Source organism: Sphingomonas parapaucimobilis NBRC 15100 (assembly GCF_000787715.1).
GTDB lineage: Bacteria > Pseudomonadota > Alphaproteobacteria > Sphingomonadales > Sphingomonadaceae > Sphingomonas > Sphingomonas parapaucimobilis.
Map to the genome: position 1 here is coordinate 1 of NZ_BBPI01000032.1, position 16,842 is coordinate 16,842.

A 16,842-nucleotide genomic window follows, 5' to 3' on the forward strand; every position below is an offset into this window, starting at 1 on the left:
GAGCCTCAAGGCTCGCGCGCTCGCTGCCCGAGCGCTTCACCCCTCACCCAGCTCCGACTAAGCCTTTGCTTCGCAAAGACTAAGTCTGCGCAACCCTCTCCCCTCAAGAGGGGCGAGGGAAGAAGGGTATGTCTGAATGTCGATCCGTCCTAGCGAAGTATTATCGGATCAGAACTTGCTCGATCGACGCCCACTCGCTGGCCGATACCAGAACCGCTCCTTCGCCCCGCTCAAGCGTAATCGCCACGGGCGCGCGGTCGGCTACGACCTTGTCGATCATCGCCTCCAGATTCTCGGCCGCTTCGTCGTAGGAGACTGCCTGCATGGGGCCATGCTCTCCTACAACCGGCTGAACGTCAACCTCACCGCTTCCGCACAAACTCCGCGCGCAGCACCAGGCCCTTGATCCCGTCGAACTTGCAGTCGATTTCCTGCGCGTCGCCGGTCAAGCGGATCGACTTGATGAGCGTGCCGCGCTTCAGCGTCTGGCCTGCGCCCTTGACGGTAAGGTCCTTGATCAGCGTCACCTGGTCGCCGTCGCTCAGCACATTGCCGACCGAGTCGCGCACCACGACCGCATCGTCGTCGCTGGCCGTGCCGCCCTTGGCGGCGGCGTCGGCCGCGCTGATCCATTCGCCGGTCGCTTCGTCATACACATAGTCGTCGTCGGCCATGGCCTGGGGTCCCTGTTCTGATCGGTGGAATGGCGGGCGCTATGCGCGCTTGGCCGAAATGATGCCAGTATGATTACAGATCATGCCAGCGGCGGGAGCGCCCAGTCGATCGGCTCGCGACCATGCTCGACCAGGAAGTCATTGGCCTTCGAAAAGGGCTTCGAGCCGAAAAAGCCGCCCCGCGCCGACAGGGGCGAGGGGTGGACCGAAGTCAGGACGCAGTGCCGCCCTTCGCCCATCTCACGGACGAAGCCCGCTTTCTTCTGGGCATAGGCGCCCCACAGGATGAAGACGACCGGCTCGGGCCTGGCGGCGACGGCGCGGATCACGGCGTCGGTGAAGCGCTCCCAGCCGCGCCCCTGATGCGAGGCGGCTTGCCCCATGCGCACGGTCAGCACCGAGTTGAGCAGCAACACCCCCTGCCGCGCCCAATGGTCGAGCAGGCCGTGGCCAGGCGGGGCGATGCCCAGGTCGGTCGCCATCTCCTTTTAGATGTTGACCAGGCTGGGCGGCGGCCGGACGCCGGGCTGAACCGAGAAGGCCAGGCCATGCGCCTGCCCTTCGCCATGATAGGGGTCCTGCCCCAGGATGACGACGCGCACCTGATCCAGCGGCGTCAGGTCGAGCGCGCGGAACCACTCGGACGGGCGGGGGAAGACACGCTCGCCGCCCTCGCGCTCCTCGGCGAGGAAGGATTTCAGCGCCTTCATATAGGGTTCGTCGAATTCGGGCCGCAGCACCGACAGCCAGCTTTCGTGCAATCGAACATCGCTCATGAATGTGTCTTGCCGTTCGCGACGGATGCGCGCAACCGGCGTCGCCGATGATCGTTATGCAGGCGATACGGTCGCCCTCCCGCGACCGCCAGATAGGAAAGGAACTGGTTCATGCAGCGTTCCACGATTCTCCTGGCCGTGATGGCCGCCGCGCTGCCACTGGCGGCGTGCGGGTCCTCCAGCGAACCGGCGAATAACAGCGCGGCCGCCGTCACCACCAACGGTACCGAGATGAGCGCTGACACGCTGGGCGCCAAGATCCGTGCGCTGCCCGAGGGCCAGCGTCGCGGCGTCCTGTTCCGCGCGATCCGCGACGCCGGGCCGAGCGGCGCCAGCTGCCAGTCGGTCACCGCGATGAAGGAAGCCGCCGCCACCAACGACAACCCGACCTGGAACGCGGTGTGCGACGGAACGACCCAGTGGACGATCGTGCTGACCGCCGACCAGTCGGCCAGCGTCACCGGCCCCGGCCCCGTCACGATCAAGTGAGTCGGGCCAAGTAACCCGGGAGAGGCTCGACCGTCACCGTCCGGGATGGTCGAGCCTCGCCAGCGTCGCGGGATCGTCCTGCCCGCCGAAGAAGCGCGTAAGCCCTTGGCGGAATGGCGCGGGATCGTCGGCGACGGCGGCGAACAGGGTCAGCGAGGAGCGCAGCTTCATCGCATCGACCGCGCCGAAGATCGCCTCGGCCGAACCCGGCGCAGCGATCGCGGCGGCCACGGCGGCCCGCAGGCGCTCCCCCAGCAGCGGATGCGCCAGATAGGCGCGGGCTTCGTCGGCATCGGCGATGGCATAGAATATCGCCGTGGGGCTGCGGCCCAGTCCGGCGATCTGCGGGAAGATATACCACATCCAGTGGCTTCGCTTGCCGCCGGATCGCAGTTCGGCCAGCGCCGTGGCAAAACTGTTCGCCTGGGCCTCGACAAAGCGGGCCAGCGCGGCATCATGGGCAGGCGGGGATGACATGAAGGGGCAACCGGCCGCAGCCCCGAAGCGTTCCCGCCCATACGAGATTCGTCAGGAGAGAGACATGCGCCGTTTCGCCATCCTTGCCCCCTTGGCCCTGCTCGCGCTGTCGGCGTGCGGCGGGCAGGGGGGGGATACCGACTCGGATGTCGCGCCGGGCAACTTCACCCCGCCGGGTACGGCGCGACCCACTCCGATACCGGGCGTGGCGCAGGTCAATCCGCTGACCAGCTATGTCGGCCATTATCCGGGCGATGCGGTCGACGGGGTCAGCTTCTTCGACCGGACCGAGGTGGCGAGCGCGCTGCACGATGCGGTCGGCGACCAGAAGCTGGTGCAGCGGATCATGTCGCGCGGCGCGGTGACGGTGCCGATCTTCCGCCAGGGGGAGCAGGGGATCGCCGCCCATGGCTGCACCCCGCATGACTGCGCCGACAACAACTGGACGGTCCAGATCGATCTGAAATCGTCCAAGGCGCGGGTCTGCTATCACGACCGCGAGACGATGGGCGACCGCAGCCAATGGTATATGGGCGGCGCACCCGTGACCCAGCCGGGGGAATGCCCGCAGGAGGGGTGATCCTCCCCCCGCGCATGGCGAGGGGGCACCAGCGGCTCGCAACGAATCACGCCCCTCCCGCAGGCGGGAGGGGATGGGGGAGGGAAGGCCACGGGCGATGGTCTCGGTGAGACTCCTTGCCCTCCCCCGACCCCTCCCGCTTGCGGGAGGGGAGAGGCTTACGGGAGTGAGGGGAAGGCGCGCCGCCGGATATGCCTGCCGCGATTCCTCCCCGGCCGGGCCTTCAGCTTGTCCTCAGAACGTGTACGCCAGCCCCAGCGCGCTCAGCCACTGGCCGCGCGAACCGGCCTGCGCCACGATCGGGCTGTCGCCGAAGTCGTTGACCATCCGGCCATAGGTCAGGCCGCCGACGACCTTCCACCCCTTCAGCAGGTTGCCGGTGATCGAATAGGTGGCGAGGCCACCGACCGACCAGTCCTTCCAGCCTGCCCGCGCATTATAGACGGGCAGGCCGCTCGCCGCGCTCTGGTCCGGCGTGATCGAGAAATAGCGGCGGGCATAGCCGCGCCCGACCCGCTCGGCGGTGGCAAACAGGCCGACCGCCGCCTTGGTCGACAAGGGGGTGAAATAGTTGACCGAAGGCTGCCAGATGCCGCTGTCGTGTACGCCGGTCACGTCATGGCGATAGCTGAGCGAGACGGAGAGCCGGTCATAGGGGCTGGTGACCACGCCGATCTTGCCGATGCCGACATAGCCGCCCAGCTCGACCGCCGCACCGATCTTGCCCAGCGCGCGGACGCGGGGATCGTCGATCTGCGACGGGGCGGTGCGGTCCAGGTTCACCACGCCGATCGGCCCGGCCTGGATATCCCAGTCGCGATTGGCCTTGTCGCCGATCAGGTCGACCGAGATACGGTTGCCGATATAGGTGATGGTGTGCCCGTCGATATAGGCGAGCGCGGCGGGGGCGGGGGTGAACTGATAGTCGTTCGACCCCTCGTAATCGGGCAGATAGGCCCCGGCCAGGCCGACGGTGATGGTGTTCTTGCCCAGCTGGCCCGCCATCTCGGCGGCGGCGGGGTTGCTGGACACCGTGGCATCCTGCGCAAAAGCGGGGGCCGACAGGGACAATGCGCCCATGGCGATCAGCGGGGCGGAAACGCGCGAAAATAGGCGCAAGACGGAAAACTCCCTGAATTCTGTTATCCGAAATGCAACGCTACGGTCACGATTTCGCTCCGGCGGATTGTGTCAGAAGATGTACCGCATCTTGATCTGTTGTGTTTCGGCAACAGAATCGAGCGTGAACCGCGCCGCGGCAAAGCGCGGCGGGCCGAAGCGGATCACCGGATTGCGTGAAAAGCCGAAGCCTTCGCGCGGGATGCCCGCCAGCGTGTCGAGCTTGGCGTTGTTGTTCTCGTCATGGATGACGGCGGCGGCGTAATTGCCGTGCGGCAGGCCGTCCAGGTGGATGCCCCGCTGCCCGGCGGGGACCGAGCGGGTCAGCGCGCGGGCATCGTCGACGCATTGCGGGAAGTTATCCGGGTCGGCGGTCAGGCACAGCCGGATCATGCCCTTGGCCGAGCGGAGCTGGTCGATCCCGATGTCCAGTCGGCTGACCGGCGCGGCGCTGATCAGCGGCAGGGCGGCCAGCACCAGAAGCGCGGCGCGCGGCCTGCGCATGGGCGCGCTCGAAATCCCCGAGCCCCCGGTCCGTGCCGCACAGTCGATCCCAGAACCGGAAATAGAGTCCATAATTGCACCCATATTGCTCATGATGCCGTTGATGATGGCTTGCCGTGATGAGCCACCCCCCCAGGTGCCCCTGCCACAGGAATCGCGGAAAGATCTCCCAACCCATGTGGTTGGTCACGCCCATAACGGTCATGATGGTCAGCACCAAGCCGAGCGCGCCGATGTGAATCGGAATCACAAACACAAGTAGCGGAATTACCACAGCGCCCGTCACCGCCTCGATCGGGTGAAAGGCCATGGCGGCCCAGGCGGTCGGCGGGCGGCTGGCATGGTGGACGGCGTGCGCCGCCTTGAACACGGCCGGGCGGTGCATCCAGCGATGCGTCCAGTAGAACCAGGTGTCGTGCGCGATCAGATAGAGCAGGATCGACACCGGCCAGTACCAGAGCGGATAGGCATGGATGTCGGCGTAAATCTGTGTCCAGCCGCGATTTTGCCAGCCCCAGGCGACGATGCCTGCGGGCACGCCGTAAATGGCGGCGGAGGCCAGGCTCCACCAGATTTCGCGCCGGATCTGCGGATCGAGCCCGGCATAGAGATTCGGATGCCGTGCCCGGGTCGCCAGCGCAAACGCCCCCGAGGCGAGCAGATAGCGGACACCGACGATCAGCGTCATGGCGATGGCGGACAGGATCAGGGCAAGCGTCACGAGAGCCTTGTACCCTATCGGGGGCGGGGCTTGAACCGCGAACGTCTGGTTCGAGGCCTTTTGTTCGCGCGGAGGCGCGGAGAGGTTGAAGCGGGCGTCGGCGTCGAGGACGTGTTCATCCTTTTGCCCATGCCGCGCCGTCGATGAGCAGAAGCGGCCTGTCGGCCGGACGTGACACCTCCGCGTCTCCGCTCGAACTCCACCACCTCCGTTCAGCCTGAGCGAAGTCGAAGCCCACGCATCACCTTATCAGCGAGCGCATCCCATGCACTTCGACTTCGCTCAGTGCGAACGGAAGTGGGAGCTTGGGTTATCCCCGGTGGAAGATGCGGATCGCCCCGTCGTGATAGACCCCCTCGACCGGCGCGCCGTAACCCAGCTTCTCCGCCAGTCGGATCGACGCAGCGTTCCCCGGATCGATGATGCAGCAGGTCCGCGTCAGGCCTCGCGCATCCGCCCAAGCCAGCACCGCGCGCATCGCCTCGCCCGCATAGCCCTTGCCCTGCGCGACCGGGACCAGCGTCCATCCGACCTCCGGCACCGTCAGTTCCGGTACGATCGCGCGCCGTGACTCCAGCAGGCCCATATCGCCCAGCACCTGCCCCGTCGCCCGGTCGCACACCACCCAGGCGCCGTATCCGAACACCGTCCAGCATCCGACCGATCGAAGCAGCCGAATCCACACATCCTCGCGAGCGCGCGGCTTGCCGCCGATCATCCCGGACACCGCCGGATCGGCCCACATCGCCGCCAGTGCGTCGAGATCGTCGGGATGATGGCTGCGCAGGGTCAGCCGTTCGGTGGTCAGGGTCGGCGCGGTCATGCCCCGCAGCTTAGCCCGCGTCGCGGATCACCGCCAGAAACGCCTCGCCATAGGCATCCAGCTTGCGCGCGCCGATGCCCGACAGCAGCGACAGCGCCGCCCGACCGGTCGGCCGCTGCGCCGCCATGTCGCGCAGCACCGAGTCGTGGAAGATGACATAGGGCGGCACCCCCGCCTCCTGCGCCAGTTCGCGCCGCTTGGCGCGCAACGCCTCGAACAGCGGATTGTCCGCCGGATTGGCGGCGACGGGTGCGGCGCGGCGGCCCTTCTTCTCACGCTTGGGCGGCACGACCAGCGATAGCCGCGCCTCCCCCTTGATCAGTGCGCGGGCGGCGGGGCCGAACTCCAGCCCGCCATGATGATTGGTGCGCAGCGCATCGCGCAACAGCAGCGCACGGTGGACGGGCTTGATCAGCGCCACCTCGTCCCCGTCGATGATGTTCCACACCGACAGCGCCTCGTGCCCGTTCATCAGGCTGCGCTCGGTCGACTGGCCGGTCAGCACCTGCTCGATATAGCCCGCGCCGAACATCTGGCCGGTGCGGAACACCGCCGACAGGAATTTCTGCGCTACGGTCGTTGCATCGACCGCATCGGGCGACCCCAGGCAATTGTCGCAATTGCCGCAATCCTCCGCCAGTTCCTCGCCGAAATGGCGCAGCAGGATGCGGCGGCGGCATCCGCCCGTCTCGACCAGCGCCCCCAGCGCCGACAGCCGCGCGCGCTCGCCCGCCTGCCGCTCGGGCTCGACCTCGGCCATGCGTTGCCGCGCGCGGGCGAAATCGTCGGCGCCCCAGAAGAGATGCGCGACCGACGGATCGCCGTCGCGGCCCGCACGGCCGGTTTCCTGATAATAGGCCTCGATCGATTTCGGCAGGCCGGCATGGGCGACGAAGCGCACGTCGGGCTTGTCGATGCCCATGCCGAAGGCGACGGTGGCGCAGATCACCATGTCCTCGCTCGCCACGAAATCGGCCTGGTTCTTCGCGCGCACTGCGGGGTCGAGCCCGGCATGATAGGCGCGCACCGGGCGGCCGGTCCGCGCCAGCGCCTCGGCCAGCTTCTCGGTCGCGGCGCGCGTCTGGGCATAGACGATGCCGGGGCCGGGCGTGTCGGCGACGACGCGCGCGATCTGCAGGTTCACGTTCGCCTTGGGGCTGATCGCATAGCGGATATTGGGCCGGTCGAAGCCCGAGACGATCATCCCCTCGACCGGAATGCCCAGCTGCTTGGCGATGTCGGCGCGCGTATGCGCATCGGCGGTCGCGGTCAGCGCGAGCCGGGGCACCTCCGGAAAGGCGTCCATCAGCGGTTCGAGCAGCCGGTAGTCGGGGCGGAAGTCATGCCCCCATTCGCTGACGCAGTGGGCTTCGTCGATCGCGAACAGGCTGAGCGGCGCGGAGCTGAGCAACTCGCGGAAATGCCCTGACGAAGCACGCTCGGGTGCGACATAGAGCAGGTCGAGCTGGCCGTCGCGGAAGCGCGCGACCGTCTCGGCCCGGTTCTGGTCGACGCTGGTCAGCGTGGCGGCGCGGATGCCCACCGCCTCGGCCGCGCGCAACTGGTCGTGCATCAGCGCGATCAGCGGGCTGACCACGACGCAGCAGCCGTCCATCATCACGGCGGGCAGCTGGTAGCAGAGCGATTTTCCTGCGCCCGTCGGCATGACCGCCAGCGTCCGTTGCCGGTTCAGGACGCGGTCGACAACCTGCGCCTGCACGCCGCGGAACTGGCTGTACCCGAAGACTTCATGGAGTTTGGCAAGGGGGTCGGCGACCATCGGCCTGCATGTAGCGACCGTGCAGGGGCGGGGGAAGGGCAGCCGGTTTTTCGCGCCTGACGAAAAAAATTTTCGCATCCGTTCCGTGGAAGAAATCGGGCGTGTTTTTGCGATGTTGTCCGATGCCCGTGGCGTCGATCGGGCCTTTCCATCCCCGAAACGGGCGGTTCGCTTTGTAACGAAACATTGCCAGAGCGCAGTGTCGTGGCTATTGCGACTAAGTCTCATATTCATGAGGGGATTCATGCTGATTTGTCGAACGCGGCCGCTGGCTGCCACCCTGTCGTGCGTCTTGATGATGGCGGCGAGCGCCCCGGCCATGGCCAGCGAGGGTATGTTTTCACGGGTCTATACGACCGACCTGACCCCGGCGGGCCATTTCGAGCTGGAACAGGTCGTTCGTGAGCGCGAGGGGCGCGCGTTCGGCCATTACGACGCCACCGACCTGCGCACCGAGTTCGAATATGGCGTCACCGACAATTTCCAGGCGTCGCTCTACGTCAACTCCAACCGGATGCACGCGACCGGCGCGCCCGATGATGACGACGAACGGGGCCAGACCGGCTTTACCCGCCACAATCTCACGGTGCAGAGCCTGTCGACCGAGTTGGTCTACCGCGCGATCAGCCCGTACAAGAACAAGCATGGCTGGGGCCTCGCTTTCTATATCGAGCCCGAATATGCCTTTCACGATCTGCACAATGGCCTGAAATACGGTCCCGGCACCTTCGGGCTGGAAACCCGTGTGATCGTTCAGAAGAACTTCGCGGATGACCGGGTGGTCCTGGCCTATAATCTGGTGCTGGAGGCGGAATCGATCCGCTTTTCGGGACGCCCCGACACCAATAGCGAACTCGACTGGAACAATGAACTGGGCGCCACCTATCGCGTCGCACCCAAGTTCTTCGTCGGGGCCGAGTTCCGCAACCATAACGAATATGGCAATTTCACCAAGCATGAGCATTCGGTCTACTGGGCCGGGCCGGCGGTCCATTATGCCGGTCAACATGCCTGGGCGACGCTGGGCTATCTGCGGCAATTCGCGGGCAATCCCGGCTTTGACGAAGACGGCAACGACATCGGCAAGACCCTCTTCCTGCGCAGTCATGAGCGCAACGAGGTGACGTTCAAACTCGGCATCCCCTTTTAAGGACGGACCCATGCGCTCGCGCTTCATCCCGCTCGCCGCGATAGCCGCGGCCGCCATTCCGGCACCCTTATGCGCCACCGTTTACATGACGGTGCAACAGGTCCAGGCGGCCTGGTTTCCCAACCAGGCCCTGATCCCCGACGATCGCACGCTGTCCCCCGAACAAATGGCCGCGATCCGCGCGCATAGCGGCGTCCATGTCCTGTCCCGGACGGTGCGGAGCTGGCACGCGCCGCATGGCGGCCGGTTGTTCGTCGACCGGGTGCTGGGCAAGCACGAGTTCATCACGCTGGCGCTCGCCGTCAATGCCGACGGCACGGTGCGCGGCCTGGAGATACTCGATTATCGTGAAAGCTATGGGGGGCAGGTCCGTGACCCGGCCTGGCGCCACCAGTTCGTCGGCAAGCAGGACGGCGCGCCCTTCGAGCTGGACAAGGACATTCGCAACAATTCGGGGGGAACGCTCTCGGCACGGCATGTGACCGAGGGTGTGAAGCGGTTGCTGGCCACCAACAGCATCGTCTTCGGTGCAGGCTGAACGCGCCCGGCCCTGGCTGGGCACGATCACCACGATCCGGGCGAGCGGCGACAGCGAAGGGGCGGTCGTCGCCGCCATCGACCAGGCTTATGCGGCGATCGCCCATGTCCATCACCGCATGAGCTTCCAGTCGGCGGCCAGCGATCTGGCGGCCATTGCTCGTCTTCGGCCGGGCGAGGAGGCGGTGATCGATCACGCAACGGCGGCGTGCCTGGGCCGCGCGCTGGCCTTTGCGGAGGCCAGCGGCGGTGCATTCGATCCGGTCCTGCCGGAAAATGGCGCGTCGTGGCGCGACCTGCGGCTTCAGGGCGTGCGGATAGCGGTGCGGCGCACGCTGCGGCTCGATCTGTCGGGCATCGCCAAGGGCTATGCGGTCGATCGCGCCTGCGAGCGGCTGGCGGCGGCGGACTTGGTCGCGGCGATGGTCAATGCCGGGGGCGACCTGCGCACCTTCGGTCCGGAGGAGACGGTGACGCTCACCCCCAGCGGCCCCGCAGCGCCGGTCGCGGTGCTGTTGCAGGATGGGGCGCTGGCCAGCAGCGACGTGATCGGCAGCCTGGCCGAATATGGCGTGGTGCAGCACCGCGACGGACGCGCGGCCCCGTCGTCCGCCGCCGCCCCCTTCCCGACGCCCGCTTTCGTCAGCGTCGCGGCGCCGTGCTGCACCGACGCCGATGCCTTGACCAAGATCGTGCTGGCGATGGGCGACGATGCCGCCGCGCTGCTCCGCGCGCACGACGCGGTTGCCTATGTCCATCAGCCCGACCGGGGATGGCGAACGATAGGATGCGAAATGTGAGCCGTGCCAATGCGATGCAATTGACCACCAGGCGGCGGCGTCTGCTCCAAGGCGTGCTGTTGCTCCTCTGGGCCAGCGGGACGGGCTGGCTGATCGCGCACCACTGGCTGACGCGACAGGGGGAATATGGGCCGGAGATCAGCCCGGTCGAACCATGGGCGTTGCGCCTTCATGGCCTGATGGCGCTGGCCACCACGGCGTTTCTGGGGCTGCTTTGGGCAGTGCATATCGTGCGCGGCTGGACCGCGAAGCGGCGGCGCGGGTCGGGGGGCGTGCTGTTCGCCGGCGCGATGCTGCTGCTCGCGACCGGCTATCTGCTCTATTATGCCAGCGACGACGATCTGCGCGGCTGGGTGTCGATCGTCCATTGGAGCCTGGGGCTGGTGTCCTTGCCGCTGTTCCTGGTCCACCGGATCGGGCGCGGGCACCCGCGCTGACCCTGCGCCCCGCCAGCCCGGCTTGCCCCGCCGGGCCTCATCGCCTAGCGCTACGACCCATGAAGCGATTGGCCATTTACTGCGGGTCGGCGACCCCCTCGGACCCCCAATATATCGAAACCGCGCGCGCCGTCGGGCGCGGTCTGGCGGAGCGGGGAATCGGCGTCGTCTATGGCGGCGGGCGGCTGGGCCTGATGGGCGCGGTGGCGGATGCGGCGCTGGAGGCCGGGGGCGAGGTGATCGGCATCATCCCGCAGGCGCTGGTCGATGCCGAGGTCGCGCATCGTGGGCTGACCGAACTGCATGTCGTGCCCGGCATGCATGAGCGGAAAAAGGCATTCACCGACCTGTCCGACGGTTTCATCACCATCGCGGGCGGCACCGGTACGATGGATGAATTGTGGGAAGCGCTAAGCTGGGCGCAACTCGGCTATCATGCCGATCCGGTCGGGCTGCTCAACACGGGCGGCTATTACGATCATCTCGTCGCCTTCTGGGACAAGATGGGCGAGGTCGGTTTCCTGCGGCCGCAGCACCGCGAGCTGCTGATCGTCGACACCATGCTGGACGGTCTGCTCGACCGGATGGGCAGGCATGTGCCGACCCAGCCGATCGTGCGCATGAACGCGGACGATCTGTGAGCGACACCGCCGCCCCGACCGAGCGCGACGCGCTGGTGGCGGCGGCGCGGGATTCGATCGCCAGGGGCTCGAAGAGCTTTGCGGCGGCAAGCCTGTTGTTCGATCCCGAAACGCGTGCGCGCGCCTGGCTGCTCTATGCCTGGTGCCGCCGCTGCGACGATATCGCCGACGGGCAGGATCATGGCCATGGCATGACCCGCGTGGCCGATGCACCGGCGCGCCTGGCCGAGCTGACCGAGAAGACCGAGGCGGCGCTGGCGGGCCGGGTGGTCGGCGACCCGGCCTTTGATGCGCTGCGCGTGGTCGTGGCCGAGACGGGAATGCCGCATCGCTGGCCCCGCGACCTGATCGCCGGGTTCGCGCTGGATGCGCAGGACTGGCGGCCCGCGACCGAGGACGATCTCTACCGCTATTGCTATCATGTCGCGGGGGTTGTCGGCTGCATGATGGCGGTGACGATGGGCGTCGCGCCGGACGATGACGCCGTGCTCGACCGTGCCTGCGATCTGGGCATGGCGTTCCAGCTGGCCAATATCGCGCGTGATATTGCCGAGGATGCGGGCGCGGGGCGGCATTATCTGCCGCGCGAATGGCTCGCCTATAAGAGCATTGCCCCCGACGCGATCATGGCCCCCTCGCACCGGCCGGGCCTGAGCGCGCTGGCGCGGCGGCTGACCGACCGGGCAGCGGCGTTCGAGGCGAGCGCGCGGATGGGCACGCCCGCGCTCTCCTATCGCTCGGCCTGGGCGGTGCTGTCGGCGGCGGCGATCTATGGTGCGATCGGGCGCAAGGTGGCCAAGCGGGGACGGCATGCCTGGGACACGCGGGTCGGAACCGGCAAGCTGGAGAAGCTGGGTTTCATGGCGCGCGCCAGCCTGCAGGCGGCGCGGCGGGACAAGATGCGAATCGTCCCGCGCGATCCGACGCTGTGGACGCGGCCGCGCTGACGCCCAGCCCTGCGTTCGGGCTTATCCCATCCTCCGTTCAGCCTGAGCGAAGTCGAAGGTCACGCGAATAACTCACCAGATGGGAAACCTGTCCTCTGGTTCCCTTGGCCTTCGACTTCGCTCGGGCCGAACGGAGGGTAGGGGAGCAGAACGGAGAGCGGGGTGCTTAGCCCCGAGTCGGCTTGCGTCCGGTCTTCGCCATCTGCGCGCCCATCCGGCGGCAGTCGGCCCCGATCACGGGATAGGGGACGTCGGTGTTGGCGGCGATGCGGTTGGCCAGGTCGGCCCGGCACTGTGCCATGGTCTCATAGCGGGCGGGCACCATGCGCGCCTCGGTGCAGTCCATGCTGCCGTCGCCGCAGCCCAGGATCGCCATCACATAGAAAATCGGTTCCATCTAACCGCCTCCAGTTAAAGGTGAAACGTGGGCGCGCGGCGGGAGGTTCCGGGCTTCGGACGATTGCCTTGGCGCCCTATTGCGTTCCTGCGCCATTGAACTCGGCGCCGCTTCGTCCGACATGGGGCAGACATGCCCCCAATCGATCCCACCGCCGGGACGGCCGACCGGCCGCTGATCCCGACGCTCCGCCGCTTCCTCCCCTATCTCTGGCCCGCCGGAGAGCCCGGCTTGCGCGTGCGGATCGTGGCGGCCATGGCGCTCGTCATCCTGTCCAAGCTCGTCCAGGTGCTGGGCGCGGCCTATACCTTCAAATATGCGGTCGACCGGATGGCGGCGAACGATCGGAGCGCGGTGACGCTCGTGATCCTGCTGGTCGTCGGCTATGCAGGCGCGCGGTTCGCGACCACTCTGTTCGACAATCTGCGCAATGCGGTGTTCGAGATGGTCGGGCAGGATGCGACCCGGCGGCTGTCGGCCGACGTGTTCCGCCACCTCCACCGCCTGTCGCTGCGTTTCCATCTGGAGCGGCGTACCGGCGCCGTCACCAAGGTCGTCGAGCGGGGCACCAAGAGCATCGACACGATGCTGTATTTCCTGCTGTTCAACATCGCGCCGACCGTATTGGAACTGGGGCTGGTCCTGGCGATCTTCGGGCGCAGCTTCGGCCCCGTCCTGGTCGTCACCACCATGGCGATGGTCGTTCTGTACATCGTCTTCACCCGCAAGGTGACCGACTGGCGCAATGCGTTGCGGACGCAGATGAACGACCTCGACACCGGGGCGGTCGCGCATGCGGTCGACTCGCTGCTGAATTTCGAGACGGTGAAATATTTCAACGCCGAGGAGCGTGAGGCACGGCGGTATGAGAACGGCGTCGCCGCCTATGCGCGTGCGGCGACCAAGTCGGAAAATTCGCTCGCCTGGCTCAATGTCGGACAGGCGGCGATCACCAGCCTGATGCTGGGCTTCGCCATGGCCTGGGTCGTGCGCGAGTGGAGCCGGGGGGCGGCGTCGGCCGGTGACGTGGTGCTGGTATCGACCTTGCTGTCCCAGCTGTTCCGGCCGCTCGACCTGCTCGGCATGGTCTATCGGACCATCCGGCAGGGGGTGATCGACATGGGTGCGATGTTCGACCTGATCGACACCCCCGCCGAAGTCGTCGACACGCCCGGCGCGCCGTCGTTGAAGGTGACCGGCGGGCATGTCCGGTTCGATCATGTCGTGTTCGGCTATGATCCCGAGCGGACCATATTGAAGGGGCTGACGCTGGATGTGCCGGCGGGCACGACCTGTGCGGTGGTGGGACCGTCGGGTGCGGGCAAGTCGACGCTCGCGCGGCTGCTCTATCGCTTCTACGATGTGAATTCCGGTGCGATCACCATCGATGGCCAGCCGGTGTCGGCGGTGGCGCAGGACTCTTTACGCGCCGCGATCGGCATCGTGCCGCAGGACACGGTGCTGTTCAACGAGACGATCGGCTATAACATCGCCTATGGCCGCGAAGGTGCCGACCAGGACGATGTCGAGCGCGCCGCGAAGGGCGCGGCCATTGCCGACTTCATCGAACGCCAGCCCCAGGGCTATGCGACCCGCGTCGGCGAACGTGGGCTGAAGCTGTCGGGCGGCGAGAAGCAGCGCGTGGCGATCGCGCGCACCCTCCTCAAGAACCCTCCGATCCTGATCCTCGACGAAGCGACCAGCGCGCTCGACAGCCGGACCGAGGCGGATATTCTGGCCACGCTCCGGGCGATCGAGCGCGGGCGGACCACCTTGGTCATCGCGCACCGTTTGTCGACGGTGGTCCATGCCGACCAGATCGTCGTCCTCGATGGCGGCCAGGTGGTCGAGCGCGGCACGCACGGCGAATTGCTGGCGAAGGGCGGGCTGTATGCGGAGATGTGGGCGCGACAGGCCGCCGAGGTCGAACAGGTCGAGGAGGATGCGCTGCTGGCGTGAGTTTCCTCCCCTGTAAGGGGAGGTGACACCCCTCCACCAGCTGCGCTGGTCCCCCTCCCCTTGCAGGGGAGGAAGATCAGAGGCAGCTCAACCGCACCTGCCTTGCGGGCTTGTCGAACACGATCGACGAACAGCGGTTCATCTGGTCGGCGCCGATCGACAGCCAGTCCTTCTTGGGATTGCGCCTGCCCTTGCCGGTTACGACCACTTCGTCCGGATCACCCGCCGGTGCATCGGCGTCGGCGATGGTCGCCGTGCTGCCGAAATCGACGGTTCGGACCCCCAATTGCGACATCGCGAACGGGCCGATCGCGACGGGCGTCTTCAAGGTCATCGTCCGAATCGGCCGTGTCACCCCGAAGACGATTTCCTGTTGGGTCGCCGCACCGGATAACTGTCCGCCATAAGCCCGTGCCAGCCGGACCGCGCCACCCGCATTGGTCGTGCTGCGCGGATTGCGGGGGTTGAAGATGACCCGCATCGGCTCCCCCTCGATCGGGATCACGACATAGCGTGAACCCCAATCGCCGAACATCCCGCCGCCGCCGACCATCGGCAGGCTGACGACGCGCTCGCCCGGTTGCGGTGCGCGCAGGCGGAAGCGGATGACGGGATCGGCCAGGCTGGCAGGGCCGAACACGCCGTCATAGCCCGTGGCATAAGGTTGTTCGGCAAAGGCGATCCGTCGTTTGAACGCGGCCCCTGCACCGGACCGAACCTCCGCCACGGCGGATTTGCCGTCGATCCGTACCGGCCCGACCCGGAAGCCGATTTCGATCATGCCCGGCTTCATACCCGCGGCTTCGGCATAGCTTTTGGTGATGATCGGAATGCCGAGCGCCGCCGGATCGATCAGCACGGTACGGGTGACGCCGTTGACCGACAGGGTTTCGCGTCCTTCCGGTGCGATCACCCGCTCCGATGGCGGCGACGTGGCGGCCGTCAGGGTGGCCATGAACAGGCAGGCGAAGGGACGGCGCATCATGAACTCTCCCGGTGTCGTGACGACCGGGTAACGATCGGGTGCAATCGTGTCGGCTTTATGGCCGGACCGGACTTTATTGCGCGGGGTGGTTCGTGATGAAATCCGCCACCGCCGTCACCACGCCCGGTGCGATCGGCAGATTGGGGTCGGCATAGGTCGCCAGATTCGCGCCCCGGCTCTCGCCCTCGACCGTCTTCAACACGTGGTTGACCTTGGGCAGCAGGATCAGCGTCGCCTTGGGCTGGGCGGCCTTCAGCGTCCGGGCGTCCTCGACCGTGACTTGCAGATCGGCTTCACCCTGCACGATCAGCAGCGGCTTGGTGGTCGCGGCCGCCAGTTTTGCCGGGTCCTTGGCAAAGCTGTTGACCAGAAAGGGCTGGATCACGTCGGCGAACAGCATCGACAGCGGAGGCGTCAGGCTGGCGGCGGGGATGGTATGCCCGGCCTCCAGCGAGTCGATCGCGCGGTCTGCATCGGCCAGGATGGGCGCATTGGCCGGATTGGCATGGAGCTGCGCCCGCATCACCTCGCCCAGTCGGCGTCCGGGGGTGGAGACGGCGATGACGCCGCACAGTCCCGCCGGTCTGGCGGCGGCGGTGTCCAGCGCGACCAGCCCGCCCTCGCTATGCCCCAATACCCACACGCAGGGCGCGCCGGTCTTCGCACGGATCGTGGCGATCCAGGCACGGGTGTCGGCGGCATAGTCGTCGATCGTCACCTTGTTGGCATCGGGGATCGCGCCCGCGCTGGCGAACATGCCGCGCTTGTCGATTCGCACGCTGGCAATGCCCTTGGCTGCCAGCCCTTCGGCGAGCAGACGCAGCGAGGCGGCCCTCAGCCCGCGCGGACTGTTGCCGTCGCGGTCGGTCGGTCCCGATCCGGGGATCATCAGCACGACCGGCACCTTGGCCCCCTCCGGCCCGGTCCAGCTGCCTTTCAGCGGACCCTCAGGGCCGGGGGCGGCAATGTCGCGATCGGCCATCGGCATGGTTGCGGCGATGATGGCGGCGAACAGCGTGACGAGCGACATGACCTACCCCTCTTTA

At 67.1% G+C, this 16,842-nt stretch carries 20 protein-coding genes and 1 pseudogene; 9 read left to right on the plus strand and 12 right to left on the minus strand.

Features of this window, described 5'->3' with window-relative positions; all coding sequences use genetic code 11:
• Positions 1-160: 160 nt before the first annotated feature.
• The 3 genes and pseudogenes from SP5_RS05350 to ung all read right to left on the minus strand — a co-directional run bounded on the left by SP5_RS05350 (position 161) and on the right by ung (position 1,450).
• Positions 161-325 (minus strand): type II toxin-antitoxin system prevent-host-death family antitoxin, encoded by a 165-nt coding sequence (locus tag SP5_RS05350; protein WP_042485284.1) that lies wholly within the window; start codon positions 323-325, stop codon positions 161-163.
• Between the two features lie 37 nt (positions 326-362).
• Positions 363-674, minus strand: coding sequence for an alkylphosphonate utilization protein (locus tag SP5_RS05355; RefSeq protein WP_042485210.1), 312 nt, complete (start codon positions 672-674; stop codon positions 363-365).
• Positions 675-754: 80 nt separating this feature from the next.
• A pseudogene (gene ung / locus SP5_RS05360) lies at positions 755-1,450 on the minus strand (uracil-DNA glycosylase).
• Positions 1,451-1,561: 111 nt separating this feature from the next.
• Between ung and SP5_RS05365 the strand changes: the two are divergent.
• Positions 1,562-1,939 (plus strand): hypothetical protein, encoded by a 378-nt coding sequence (locus tag SP5_RS05365; RefSeq protein ID WP_157013591.1) that lies wholly within the window; start codon positions 1,562-1,564, stop codon positions 1,937-1,939.
• 33 nt (positions 1,940-1,972) lie between these two features.
• Here SP5_RS05365 and SP5_RS05370 read toward each other — a convergent pair whose 3' ends face one another.
• Positions 1,973-2,416, minus strand: a complete 444-nt coding sequence (locus SP5_RS05370) for a DUF1810 domain-containing protein (protein ID WP_042485216.1) — start codon at positions 2,414-2,416, stop codon at positions 1,973-1,975.
• Between the two features lie 64 nt (positions 2,417-2,480).
• Between SP5_RS05370 and SP5_RS05375 the strand changes: the two genes are divergently transcribed.
• Positions 2,481-2,996: an Ivy family c-type lysozyme inhibitor gene (locus SP5_RS05375; protein WP_042485218.1), complete on the plus strand. Its 516-nt coding sequence runs from the start codon at positions 2,481-2,483 to the stop codon at positions 2,994-2,996.
• Between the two features lie 234 nt (positions 2,997-3,230).
• Here the strand turns inward: SP5_RS05375 and SP5_RS05380 are convergent, their stop codons facing one another.
• The 5 genes from SP5_RS05380 to recQ form a co-directional block, all read right to left on the minus strand.
• Positions 3,231-4,115, minus strand: a complete 885-nt coding sequence (locus SP5_RS05380; RefSeq protein WP_245613411.1) for a MipA/OmpV family protein — start codon at positions 4,113-4,115, stop codon at positions 3,231-3,233.
• A gap of 72 nt (positions 4,116-4,187) precedes the next feature.
• Entirely contained in the window at positions 4,188-4,508 is a 321-nt protein-coding gene (locus tag SP5_RS05385; protein WP_330218791.1) for a DUF2141 domain-containing protein, read from the minus strand.
• On the minus strand, positions 4,474-5,307 hold the full coding sequence (locus SP5_RS05390) for a sterol desaturase family protein (RefSeq protein WP_245613412.1): 834 nt from the start codon (positions 5,305-5,307) through the stop codon (positions 4,474-4,476). The genes SP5_RS05385 and SP5_RS05390 overlap by 35 nt, the downstream gene beginning before the upstream one ends.
• Before the next feature lie 343 nt (positions 5,308-5,650).
• Positions 5,651-6,163, minus strand: a complete 513-nt coding sequence (locus SP5_RS05395) for a GNAT family N-acetyltransferase (RefSeq protein WP_042485226.1) — start codon at positions 6,161-6,163, stop codon at positions 5,651-5,653.
• Between the two features lie 10 nt (positions 6,164-6,173).
• Positions 6,174-7,943, minus strand: coding sequence for a DNA helicase RecQ (gene recQ / locus SP5_RS05400; protein WP_042485230.1), 1,770 nt, complete (start codon positions 7,941-7,943; stop codon positions 6,174-6,176).
• Between the two features lie 244 nt (positions 7,944-8,187).
• Here recQ and SP5_RS05405 point away from each other — a divergent pair, with 244 nt between their 5' ends.
• From SP5_RS05405 to SP5_RS05430, 6 genes are read left to right on the plus strand one after another with little or no spacing between them, the layout of a single operon-like run.
• Positions 8,188-9,093, plus strand: coding sequence for a DUF6662 family protein (locus SP5_RS05405; protein ID WP_042485233.1), 906 nt, complete (start codon positions 8,188-8,190; stop codon positions 9,091-9,093).
• 10 nt (positions 9,094-9,103) lie between these two features.
• The gene (locus SP5_RS05410) at positions 9,104-9,631 is read left to right on the plus strand and encodes an FMN-binding protein (RefSeq protein ID WP_042485237.1); all 528 of its coding nucleotides are present in this window, start codon (positions 9,104-9,106) and stop codon (positions 9,629-9,631) included.
• Positions 9,621-10,430: an FAD:protein FMN transferase gene (locus tag SP5_RS05415; RefSeq protein WP_052811416.1), complete on the plus strand. Its 810-nt coding sequence runs from the start codon at positions 9,621-9,623 to the stop codon at positions 10,428-10,430. The genes SP5_RS05410 and SP5_RS05415 overlap by 11 nt, the downstream gene beginning before the upstream one ends.
• Positions 10,427-10,867, plus strand: coding sequence for a hypothetical protein (locus SP5_RS05420; protein WP_052811417.1), 441 nt, complete (start codon positions 10,427-10,429; stop codon positions 10,865-10,867). Before SP5_RS05415 ends, SP5_RS05420 begins: the two co-directional genes overlap by 4 nt.
• 59 nt (positions 10,868-10,926) lie before the next feature.
• The gene (locus tag SP5_RS05425; protein ID WP_042485239.1) at positions 10,927-11,508 is read left to right on the plus strand and encodes an LOG family protein; all 582 of its coding nucleotides are present in this window, start codon (positions 10,927-10,929) and stop codon (positions 11,506-11,508) included.
• A complete protein-coding gene (locus SP5_RS05430) occupies positions 11,505-12,455 on the plus strand; it encodes a phytoene/squalene synthase family protein (RefSeq protein WP_042485243.1) in 951 nt (316 codons plus the stop codon). The genes SP5_RS05425 and SP5_RS05430 overlap by 4 nt, the downstream gene beginning before the upstream one ends.
• 166 nt (positions 12,456-12,621) lie before the next feature.
• On the opposite strand, the gene SP5_RS05435 is transcribed toward SP5_RS05430, so the two are convergent.
• A complete protein-coding gene (locus SP5_RS05435) occupies positions 12,622-12,852 on the minus strand; it encodes a hypothetical protein (protein WP_042485246.1) in 231 nt (76 codons plus the stop codon).
• 132 nt (positions 12,853-12,984) lie between these two features.
• On the opposite strand from SP5_RS05435, the gene SP5_RS05440 reads away from it, so the two are divergent.
• Positions 12,985-14,811 (plus strand): ABCB family ABC transporter ATP-binding protein/permease, encoded by a 1,827-nt coding sequence (locus SP5_RS05440; protein WP_042485248.1) that lies wholly within the window; start codon positions 12,985-12,987, stop codon positions 14,809-14,811.
• A 76-nt stretch (positions 14,812-14,887) separates the two neighbouring features.
• Here the strand turns inward: SP5_RS05440 and SP5_RS05445 are convergent, their stop codons facing one another.
• Both SP5_RS05445 and SP5_RS05450 read right to left on the minus strand, forming a co-directional pair.
• Positions 14,888-15,796 (minus strand): hypothetical protein, encoded by a 909-nt coding sequence (locus tag SP5_RS05445; RefSeq protein WP_042485251.1) that lies wholly within the window; start codon positions 15,794-15,796, stop codon positions 14,888-14,890.
• Between the two features lie 73 nt (positions 15,797-15,869).
• Positions 15,870-16,826 (minus strand): alpha/beta hydrolase, encoded by a 957-nt coding sequence (locus SP5_RS05450; RefSeq protein WP_052811418.1) that lies wholly within the window; start codon positions 16,824-16,826, stop codon positions 15,870-15,872.
• Positions 16,827-16,842: the final 16 nt, after the last annotated feature.